Genomic DNA, 9076 nt, shown 5'->3' on the forward strand with positions numbered 1-9076 from the left:
ATGGTGTGCCGATGGTTGCCGCCGGGGACGGTGTCGCCTGCGCTCGACTGCGATGTGGCGCAGGTGCTGGCCGACTGGGCACAGGCGTGGTTCGGGTTCGCGGTCGAGCCGCGGGCGGGGGACGATGCCGGCGGGTTGTATGCTTTGGGCGAGGACGTGGCGATCGGGCTGGGCGGCGAGGCGTTGGGCGGTGTCGCGCTCGGTCTGCGTAGCGGCGTGGCGCGGACCGACGCCGACCAGCGGTTGCTCGACCGGGTCGGTAACGCGGTGCGCGACGATCTGCACCGGCGGGTGGGAGCGGCGCTGGCGCTGTCCGGTGCGTTCGCGGCAGTCGATCGCTTGTCGTGGCAACCGGCCTATCGTCAGCGGTTCGCCGATATCGCTGGGCGGTTGTCGGTGACGATGGTTTTGGGCGAGCGTTGCTTTGTGGCGGCCAGTCTGGCGCGGTTGCCAGCACCCCCGGCGGGCACGCCGCTGACGCGGTTGGGACAGGCGGTGGCGGCGCGGCCGGTGCGGGTGTCGGTACGGCTGGGGCGCTGTACGCTGCAACTGGCCGAGATGCGCGGGATGGAGGTCGGCAACGTCCTGCTGTTCGACGCGGCAATCGATGCCGCGCTGCCGGTGGTGATCGACGATGCCGCAACCGGCATCGCCGCCGCGCGCGTCGTGCGCGAGCCCGAGCGATGGACGCTCCAGATCGATACCAGCCGGTTGGGGAAGGCGGCATGAGCGATAGTGTGATAGACCCGCGGCTGATCGACACAGTGGCGGTCGAGGTCGAGGCGATCGTCGGCCATGCCCGCATGACGGTGGGCGAGCTGACCCGGTTGACGCCCGGCGCCACGCTGCCGCTCGACGCCGCGCTCAACCGGCCGGTCGCGCTGCGGCTGAACGATCGCGAGATCGCGAGGGGCGAGTTGGTGGCGGTCGACGGTAAATTCGGCGTGCGGCTGACCGAGATCGCGCCATGGGCGGACTGATCGCGGTCGCCGCCGCGGCACCGGCGCGGCTGGGCGGCAGCACGGGGGTCGAGGTCCCGTGGCTGCGGATCGGCGCGGCGCTGGTGCTGTGCGCGATGGTCGCTTTGCTGATGGCGCTGTGGTTGCGGCGGCGCGGCGGCTGGCGGCTGTCGGTCGTCGGCCGGGAGGCGCGGATCGAGGTGGTGGAGAGCCGCCGGCTGAACCAATATACCGAGCTGTCGCTCGTCCGGGTGCAGGGCCGCGAATATGCGATCCTGAGCGGGGCGCAGGCGAACCGCGTCCTGTCGAGCGTGCCGGAGGCGGGGGCATGACGCCGCTGACCGACGCGATCGGCAGCGCCGGCATGGGTACCGACGCGATCCGTACCATGCTGGTCCTGACGATGCTGGCGGTCGTGCCCGCAGTACTGGTCAGCATGACCAGTTTCGTGCGCATCGTCGTCGTGCTGTCGATGGTGCGCCACGCGTTCGGCATGCCGGAGACGCCGCCCAATATCGTGCTGGTGTCGCTGGCGCTGTTCCTGACCGGCTTTACCATGACGCCGACGCTCGACCGACTGAACGAACAGGCGGTGACGCCACTGCTCGCCGGGCGCATGTCCGTCGAGCGGGCGATGGAGCGCGGGCAGGCGCCGCTGAAGGACTTCATGCTGGCGCAGACCCGCGACTCGGATATCGAGGCGATCTATACCATCGCCAAGACGCCGGTCCCGGCGCGCGCCGAGCAGGTCGAACTGCTGAAGCTGGCGCCCGCGTTCATGCTGAACGAACTGCGCGTCGCCTTCACCATCGGCTTCGTCGTAATGCTGCCGTTCCTGCTGATCGACCTGATCGTCGCCAGCATCTTGCTGGCGCTGGGCATGATGATGGTGCCGCCCGCGACGATATCGCTGCCGATCAAGATCCTGATGTTCGTCCTGATCGATGGCTGGAGCCTGATCCTGCAGGGCGTGCTCGGCAGTTTCCGGTGATGCGGCGGATCGGGCGGGGACTGGCGCTGGTGACGATCGCGCCGCGCGCGGAGGCGTCGCTGTGGCGGCGCTGGCGCTACGAGGCGGAGGCCGGATGCCGCGAACAGATTTTCGTGCGCTACCGGTCGCTGGCCAAGGCGATCGCCGCGCGCCAGCTGTCGCGGCGACCGGCGCATGGCGCGGAACTGGGCGATATGCAGCAATTCGCCTATGAAGGGCTGCTGCTGGCGATGGAGCGGTTCGATCCGCTGCGCGGCATCCCGTTTCCCGCCTTTGCCCGACGGCGGATCGTCGGCAGCATCTCCAACGGCGCGGCGCGGCTGGGCGAGCTTGACGCGCAGCACCATGCCTGGCGGCGGGTCGCGGACGAACGGGTGCGCTCACTCGCTCCGCGCGCGCCGGACGCCGCGCCAGTCGACCGGCTGGCCGATGTTGCCGCGGGCCTCGCCATCGGGGTGATGCTGGCCGATACCGGGATGGTCGAGGATGCCAATCGCGGCGATCACCGGCCCAATGCGTATGAGAGTCTGGCATGGCGCGAACTGCATGCATTGCTGGGCAGCGCCATCGAGCGCCTGCCCGAACGGGAGCGTTCGGTGATCCGCGAACATTATGAACATGGCGTCCGTTTCGCGCAGATCGCCGTGATACTGGGCATCAGCCGCGGGCGGGTGTCGCAACTGCACGCCAGCGCGATCGGGCGACTGCGCGGTGCGATAGGAACGATTCGATGACGGGAACAGCCATGGTGGACGGCGCGACGCTGGCCGAAACGCTGCGCATCGTCGGTGCGGACAGCGCGGCGGGGCTGGCACGGATCGACGATCTGCTGACGACATATCCCGACGATGCCCGGCTGCATTTCCTCCGCGCGTCGCTACTGGTCGGCAGCCGCCCGATCGAGGCGCATGCCGCGTTCAGTCGCGCGGTGGCGATCGCTCCCGACTTCGCGATCGCGCGGTTCCAGCTGGGGTTTTTCGAGCTGACATCGGGGGAGGGCGCGCGGGCGATCGCGACATGGGCGCCGCTGCTCGACTTGCCGGAGGGGCATTATCTGCACCGGTTCGTCACCGGGTTGACGCATTTGATCCACGATCGGTTCGCCGACGCGGTCGCGACACTACGCGACGGGATCGCGGCGAATACTGAAACGCCACCGCTGAACGGCGACATGCAACTGCTGATCGCGGAGTGCGAGGCGCAGATGGGGGAACCGGTAGCGGTGGGCGAGACGTCGGCCACCTCGTTCCTGCTCGATCCGCTGGGCGGCGGGCGGATGCTGCACTGACGCGATGCCGCGTATCGCGCCGCGTGATCCGGTCCTGCTGCTGCTGCGCGAGCGGTTGCAGCGTGGTGCGTCGGCGGTGCGTGCCGATGCAGCCGCCGTGCCGGGACCGCTGTCGCCCGTCCAGCGCACACGGGCGATGGCGGCGCTGGCGGCGCTCGATCCCGATGCGCGGCGGCGGATGCTGGTGCGGGCGGTGCTGGCGGAGCGGCTGGGGGAGGCGGTCGCCAACGATGCGGCGTTCCAGCAGGTAAGCGAGCGGGTGCTGGCGTTGCTCGATGCGACGGAAGAGGGGCGGGTGCTGGTGGCGGATGCGCTAAAGGATGTTTGGGGCGGTTGATATCACCGTACCCCGGCGTAGGCCGGGGTACGACAGCGTGGTTTTGCCGGGGTTTCGCTTTCTAACGCTGGCACGCGGCGCGGACCATTGCGTCGGCCAGCGTGCGGCCGGCGTCGTCGATCGGGGCGTGCAGCGCGGTGTCGAGGATCGCCTGCGCCCGCGCCGCATCGCCCACCGCCGTCGCGCCGAGCATATGCCCCAGCGCGGCGGCGAAACAGTCGCGGTCGAGCCGGGTCGCCACCGTCAGCCGTTGCCGCGCTGCCGCCGCATCGCCCGCCAGCAGGTCGAGCACGCCCAGCGCACCATGCGCCTCCGCAAAACTGTCGTCGAGCGCCAGCGCGGTATCGAACCGTGTGCGGGCGGTGGCGTGGTCGCCGCGCAGGAAATGGGTCCAGCCGGCGGCGATCCACGAGCCGGGATGAGTCGCGAACCGTTCGGCACCGCGATCGATCTCCGTTGCCGCCGCGGTCAGGTCGCCGCCGGCGGCGATGCGGGCAAGGCCGCTGCCGACCAACGCGCGCGGCGCGTCGGGATTGCAGTGCAGCGCATCGGCGAAGCAGCGCGCGGCGGTCGCCGGGTCGGCATCGTCGAGCGCCAGCGTACCGAGCGTCACCAGCGCATCGGGATGGTCGCCCGCGGCCTGCGCACAAGCGCGTGCCAGCGGCAGGTCGTCCATGTCGGTCGCTAGGATCGCTACCGCCGCGTTCAGCCCGCGATGATCGGGAAAGTGCGCCAGCGAGTCCTGCCCCTGCGCCATCGCCTCGTCCATCGCGCCGATATCGTGGAGCATCTGCACCCGCAGCTGCGCCGCCTGTGGCAACGCCGCGACCGTATCGGCGTCGAGCAGGTCGACCGCTTCCTGCGCCCGCCCGGCCATCGCCAGCGCCCATGCGCGGTTGAAGCGCACCGGCGGCGGCGCGATGCCGTCGTCGATCAGCCCGGCGAAACGCCGTTCCGCCGCCGCCCAGTCCTGCCGCTGCAGCGCCGCCAGCCCGGCGAGATGGAGCTGGGTCGGCGATAGCGGCTGCACTGCTGCCAACCGGTCGAGCAGTTCGTCGACCGCGTCCCAGCGCGCTTCGGCTTGCGCGGCATCGGCGGTATCGGACAGGAGGTGCGGATTGGCCGGGTCGTGCGACAGCAGTGCGGTCAGCCGGTCGAAACGGCCTGCGGGAACGGGGGTCATGGATCAACTTTCCAGACGAACGACGTCGAAGGACTTGAGCGTGATGCGCATGGGTATCTCCTGTACCGACAATATCGCCAGTCGGGGAACCGCGCGTCGCGTCAGCGTGCGGAACGCACGGCGGGTTTCGGCGGCGCACAGCAACACCGGGCTGCGCCCCTGCTGGAACATCTGATCGGCGAGCGGCGCGAGTTTGCGCACGATCTGTTCGGCGAGGCGCGGATCGATCGGCGTCGCGCCGCCGCCGCCCTGTGCGGCGATCGCGCCAGTCACCTGGTTTTCGATGCGGGGGTCGAGGCTGAGGACGGCGAGATCGGGATGGCGCCCGCGCAGCTGGTTGCAGATCGCGTGCGCCATGCGCTGGCGGATAAGTTCGGTCAGCTCCTGCGGATCCTTCTGCACCCGACCGAGATCGGTCAAATGCTCGACGATCGTGTCGATCGGCGCGACCGACACTCCTTCGGACAACAGGTTCTGCAGCACGCGCTGGACGTCGGGGACCGCTAGGATGTTGGGGACCAGTTCTTCGACCAGCCCCGGTTGCCGCGCACGGACGCCGTTCAACAGGTCGATCGTGGCGGCGCGGGTCATCAGCGTGCCGATCTCGCCGCGCACGATCTCGCCCAGATGGGTGACGAGCATGGTGACGGGGTCGATCACCGAACAGCCGCCGGTGCGCGCTGCCTCTTCCTGCTCCGGGGCGATCCACCATGCCGGCAGGCCGAAGGCGGGATCGGTGGTGGCGATGCCCTGGATCGCCGGGCTCGCCCCTTGTGCAGCGATGGCGAGCAGCTGGTCGGGCAGGACGGTGGCGGCGCCATAGCGTGCGCCGAACAGGCGGATGACATAGTCGTCGGTGCCGATCGCCGGATCGGGAAGCAGCTTGACCGCGGGGAATGCGACGCCGAACTCACCCTCATGCGCGCGGCGCAGTCCGGCGATGCGGTCGAGGATCACCGCTTCGTCCGCACGCCACCGGTCGGCCAGTGCCTGCCCCAGGGCGATGTCGATCATCGCGCCGGTCGCGCGGGCGGCGCTGTCCTCCTCCGCCTGCGCCGCCTCGTCCGGGTCGGTCGCGGGGGCCAGCCGCCGCGCCCGCCACCACGCCCCGGCCGCGGCCAGTGCGATCAGCAGGATCGGCCATTTGGGCATGCCGGGCATCAGCAACAGCGCCAGCAGGACGGCGGCGACGATCAGCGGGATGCGCGGTTCGGACGTCAGCTGGCGGAAAATCTCCAGCGACAATTGCCGGTCGGCGGCCGACCGGGTGACGATGATCCCGGTCGCGATCGAGATGATCAGCGCGGGCAGCTGCGTCGCGATGCCGTCGCCGATCGTCAGCAGCGTGAAATGGTGCAGCGCCTCGCTCCACCCCAGCCCCATCTGCGTCACGCCGACGACCCAGCCGGCAACGATGTTGATCAGCAGGATGATAATGCCGGCGATCGCGTCGCCCTTCACGAACTTCGATGCGCCATCCATCGCGCCGTAGAAATTGGCTTCCTTCTCCAGCCCCTCGCGGCGGCGGATCGCTTCCTTCTGGTCGATCAGGCCCATGTTCAGGTCGGCATCGATGCTCATCTGCTGGCCCGGCATCGAATCGAGCGTAAAGCGCGCGGCGACCTCCGACACGCGCTGCGCGCCCGCCGTCACCACGACATATTGCACGACGACGAGGATCGCGAAGACGACCAGACCGACCACGAAATTGCCCTGCACCGCGAACGCGCCGATCGATCCGATGACGTCGCCGGCATCGCCGCCGGTCAGGATCAGCCGCGTCGCCGCGACGTTGAGCGACAGGCGATACAAGGTCGCGACCAGCAGCAGCGAGGGGAAGGTCGAAAACTCCACCGGCTTGCCGACGTAAAAGGTCAGCAGCATGATCGACAGCGCGAACCCGAAATTCAGGATGATGGCGAGGTCGAGCAGCACCGTCGGGATCGGTGCGAACAGGATCGTCAGGATCGCGATCGTCGCGCCGACCAGCGCCAGATCCTTGTTGTCGGCGAGGGTGTCGCGCCAGGTGGCGGTCGTCACGGTCATGGCTGCTTCCTGCGGGCGAGGTCGATATAGAGCTGGGCGACCGCGCCATAGTGATCGCTCGGGATTTCACTGCCGGCGGTGGCGCCGTGGAACAGCGCGCGGGCAAGCGGGGGATTGCGGACGATCGGGATGTCGAGCGCGACCGCCCGTTCGCGCAGCGCGAGGGCGAAGCGGTTGCGCCCTTTTGCCGACACGCTGGGCGCATCCATCGCATCGGCATCGTAGCGCAGTGCGACCGCGAAATGTTCGGGGTTCACCACCAGCAGGTCCGAACCGGGCAGCCGGTCGATCCCCTCCGACTGGCGGACGAAGTCGGTGTGGAGCTTCTTGCGCTTCTGCTTGATGCGCGGATCGCCTTCGCGGTCGCGCGCCTCGCGTGTCACTTCGCGGCGGCTCATCCGCATCTGCTTGGCGAAATCCTTGCGGACCAGCAGCTGGTCGAGCAGCGCGAACCCGACCGCCAGCGCGATATAGATCAGCAGCAGCCGCAACCCGCTCGCCAGCAACAGCGCGGGCAGGCGGGGGGCATCGCCCGTCGCCAGCGCCAGCTGATCGATCGCGCGGGTAACGACCAGCAGCGTCACGATACCGTAGGCGGCGAGCTTGACGACGCTCTTCGCCGCTTCCTTGATCAGCCTTGCCGACAGTAGCCGCTTCAACCCCTTGGCCGGGTTCAGCCGCGAGAAGTCGGGTTTGAGCGGATGACTGGAGAAGAGCAGGCCGCGCAGTTGAACCAGTTCGAGCAGCAGCACCAGTGCCATCGCCGTGCCGCCGAACAGCGCGAGCGGTTCGAACCATTGCCACCAACCGCCGGGCGCGGTGATCGCGGTGGGTTCGTCGCCCGCTGCGGCGGCGATCCCGCCGACGATGGTGGTGCGGGTCCACAGCGCCAAACGGGCGGCGATCCCCTCCGCACCGGTGGCGGCAAAGGCGGCGAGGGTGACCATCGCGGCGAGGAACGCCGGTTCGACGCTGCGCGCCACCATGCCGCGCTCTCGCGCGCGCCTGAGCTTGAACGGGGTCGCGTCCTCGCTGCGATTCTGGTCCTGTTGCTCGGCCATCAGCCGATATCCGCCATGGTGTCGAACGTGCGGCGCAGGATGTGCAGTATCAACGCGCCCGACAGCGACAGCGCGAGCGGGAGGACGGCGACCGTCGCGATCGCCTTCACCTGAAACCCCAGCACCAGCACGTTCATCTGCGGCAGGGTGCGCGACAGCAGCGCGACGGCGAGATCGAGTAGGAACAGGACGAGCAGGACCAGCCCCGCCAGCCCGACCGCCATTAATGCAACGCCCGACAGATAGTCGAGCATGGCGACCGGCGATCTGCCGCCGCCTGCGCCCAGCGGAACCTGCGCGACCGAGGCCGCCCATATCGCCAGCAAATCCTGCGGCCCGTCGGTGGCGAAGAAGATCGCCCCGGCGAGATAGACGAACAACGTGCCGACCAACGGCATCTGGCTGCGCGTCGCCGGATCGACCAGCGTCGCGATGCCGAACCCGGCCTGCACGTCGATCGCCCGCCCGGCCCAGAGCAGCATCGCGAAGGCGAGCTGCGGCGCAAGCGCCAGCGTCAGGCCGAGGAACAGTTCGCGTGCGGCGACCAAGGGCAGGCCCTGCGCCCAGAAGCCGCTGTCCGACGTCGCTGCCGGGTTGGCGGCGACCTGCCATGCGGCGAGGCCGATGCCGAGGATCACCCGCAGGATCGCCGGCACGCGGAACAGGGTGAAGGGTTGCGCGAAGGCGAGCAGGGGGACGATGCGCAGGCTGAGCAGCAGGCTGGCGACCACCATGTCGATGAAGCCGTTCACAGGACCAGCGACGGGATCGCGATCAGCATCGACCGCGCGAAATCGGTGATGCGCGCGATCATCCACGATCCGGTCAGCAGCAGCAGTGCGGTCGCGACCAGCAGCTTGGGGATGTAGGAAAGCGTCGCTTCCTGTAGCTGCGTTGCCACCTGCAGCACGCTGATCGCCAGTCCCACGACCAGCATCGCCGCCAGCAGCGGTCCCGCGACGGTGATGCAGGTCCACAGCATGTCGTTCATCAACCCGATCGCGCGATCTGAATCCACGGCCCCCGCCCTTCGTCCACGCAACGGCTCGTAGCGCGCAGACGGGCGGGGTGGGCGGCAATCGCCTCCGTTGTGCTACGCAATCGCGGTCGGCTGCGTCCGTTTCGGCGACGGAATTTCTGGCCCCCACCCTAAACATTCCGCCGATCCCGCGGATCAATCCCCTGGCCGCGACGGGTGGCCGACAGGGGGA

12 protein-coding genes are annotated in these 9076 nt (G+C 69.1%); 7 read left to right on the forward strand and 5 right to left on the reverse strand.

The genetic code is table 11. The annotated features are described in order from the left end of the window. Genes MF610_RS12495 through MF610_RS12525 form a run of 7 tightly spaced genes read left to right on the forward strand, consistent with a single transcriptional unit; the run spans position 1 to position 3575 of the window. Complete coding sequence (locus tag MF610_RS12495) at positions 1-729, forward strand: FliM/FliN family flagellar motor switch protein (protein ID WP_242197066.1); 729 nt, start codon at positions 1-3, stop codon at positions 727-729. Further along, positions 726-980, forward strand: coding sequence for a FliM/FliN family flagellar motor switch protein (locus tag MF610_RS12500; RefSeq protein WP_242197069.1), 255 nt, complete (start codon positions 726-728; stop codon positions 978-980). Before MF610_RS12495 ends, MF610_RS12500 begins: the two co-directional genes overlap by 4 nt. After that, positions 968-1291 (forward strand): hypothetical protein, encoded by a 324-nt coding sequence (locus MF610_RS12505; RefSeq protein ID WP_242197072.1) that lies wholly within the window; start codon positions 968-970, stop codon positions 1289-1291. Before MF610_RS12500 ends, MF610_RS12505 begins: the two co-directional genes overlap by 13 nt. Continuing rightward, positions 1288-1950, forward strand: a complete 663-nt coding sequence (fliP, locus tag MF610_RS12510) for a flagellar type III secretion system pore protein FliP (protein ID WP_242197075.1) — start codon at positions 1288-1290, stop codon at positions 1948-1950. Before MF610_RS12505 ends, fliP begins: the two co-directional genes overlap by 4 nt. Continuing rightward, complete coding sequence (locus MF610_RS12515; protein WP_242197576.1) at positions 1950-2684, forward strand: sigma-70 family RNA polymerase sigma factor; 735 nt, start codon at positions 1950-1952, stop codon at positions 2682-2684. Before fliP ends, MF610_RS12515 begins: the two co-directional genes overlap by 1 nt. Then, positions 2681-3238: a tetratricopeptide repeat protein gene (locus tag MF610_RS12520; RefSeq protein ID WP_242197077.1), complete on the forward strand. Its 558-nt coding sequence runs from the start codon at positions 2681-2683 to the stop codon at positions 3236-3238. The genes MF610_RS12515 and MF610_RS12520 overlap by 4 nt, the downstream gene beginning before the upstream one ends. A gap of 4 nt (positions 3239-3242) precedes the next feature. After that, entirely contained in the window at positions 3243-3575 is a 333-nt protein-coding gene (locus MF610_RS12525) for a hypothetical protein (RefSeq protein ID WP_242197080.1), read from the forward strand. A gap of 61 nt (positions 3576-3636) precedes the next feature. On the opposite strand, the gene MF610_RS12530 is transcribed toward MF610_RS12525, so the two are convergent. From MF610_RS12530 to MF610_RS12550, 5 genes are read right to left on the reverse strand one after another with little or no spacing between them, the layout of a single operon-like run. Further along, entirely contained in the window at positions 3637-4758 is a 1122-nt protein-coding gene (locus MF610_RS12530) for a tetratricopeptide repeat protein (RefSeq protein ID WP_242197083.1), read from the reverse strand. 3 nt (positions 4759-4761) lie between these two features. After that, positions 4762-6804, reverse strand: coding sequence for a flagellar biosynthesis protein FlhA (locus tag MF610_RS12535; RefSeq protein WP_242197086.1), 2043 nt, complete (start codon positions 6802-6804; stop codon positions 4762-4764). Continuing rightward, complete coding sequence (locus MF610_RS12540; RefSeq protein ID WP_242197089.1) at positions 6801-7865, reverse strand: EscU/YscU/HrcU family type III secretion system export apparatus switch protein; 1065 nt, start codon at positions 7863-7865, stop codon at positions 6801-6803. Before MF610_RS12540 ends, MF610_RS12535 begins: the two co-directional genes overlap by 4 nt. Further along, positions 7865-8617, reverse strand: a complete 753-nt coding sequence (locus MF610_RS12545; RefSeq protein WP_242197092.1) for a flagellar biosynthetic protein FliR — start codon at positions 8615-8617, stop codon at positions 7865-7867. Before MF610_RS12545 ends, MF610_RS12540 begins: the two co-directional genes overlap by 1 nt. Continuing rightward, complete coding sequence (locus MF610_RS12550) at positions 8614-8883, reverse strand: flagellar biosynthetic protein FliQ (RefSeq protein WP_242197094.1); 270 nt, start codon at positions 8881-8883, stop codon at positions 8614-8616. Before MF610_RS12550 ends, MF610_RS12545 begins: the two co-directional genes overlap by 4 nt. Positions 8884-9076: the final 193 nt, after the last annotated feature.

It is taken from the genome of Sphingomonas hankookensis, from assembly GCF_022664465.1.
GTDB lineage: Bacteria > Pseudomonadota > Alphaproteobacteria > Sphingomonadales > Sphingomonadaceae > Sphingomonas > Sphingomonas hankookensis.

What these genes read in the sequence shown, in the direction of transcription:
- MF610_RS12495 (WP_242197066.1), top strand. Translation starts at nt 1, where the DNA reads ATGGTGTGCCGATGGTTGCCGCCGGGGACGGTGTCGCCTGCGCTCGAC.
- MF610_RS12500 (WP_242197069.1), top strand. Translation starts at nt 726, where the DNA reads ATGAGCGATAGTGTGATAGACCCGCGGCTGATCGACACAGTGGCGGTC.
- MF610_RS12505 (WP_242197072.1), top strand. Translation starts at nt 968, where the DNA reads ATGGGCGGACTGATCGCGGTCGCCGCCGCGGCACCGGCGCGGCTGGGC.
- fliP (WP_242197075.1), top strand. Translation starts at nt 1,288, where the DNA reads ATGACGCCGCTGACCGACGCGATCGGCAGCGCCGGCATGGGTACCGAC.
- MF610_RS12515 (WP_242197576.1), top strand. Translation starts at nt 1,950, where the DNA reads ATGCGGCGGATCGGGCGGGGACTGGCGCTGGTGACGATCGCGCCGCGC.
- MF610_RS12520 (WP_242197077.1), top strand. Translation starts at nt 2,681, where the DNA reads ATGACGGGAACAGCCATGGTGGACGGCGCGACGCTGGCCGAAACGCTG.
- MF610_RS12525 (WP_242197080.1), top strand. Translation starts at nt 3,243, where the DNA reads ATGCCGCGTATCGCGCCGCGTGATCCGGTCCTGCTGCTGCTGCGCGAG.
- MF610_RS12530 (WP_242197083.1), bottom strand. Translation starts at nt 4,758, where the DNA reads ATGACCCCCGTTCCCGCAGGCCGTTTCGACCGGCTGACCGCACTGCTG.
- MF610_RS12535 (WP_242197086.1), bottom strand. Translation starts at nt 6,804, where the DNA reads ATGACCGTGACGACCGCCACCTGGCGCGACACCCTCGCCGACAACAAG.
- MF610_RS12540 (WP_242197089.1), bottom strand. Translation starts at nt 7,865, where the DNA reads ATGGCCGAGCAACAGGACCAGAATCGCAGCGAGGACGCGACCCCGTTC.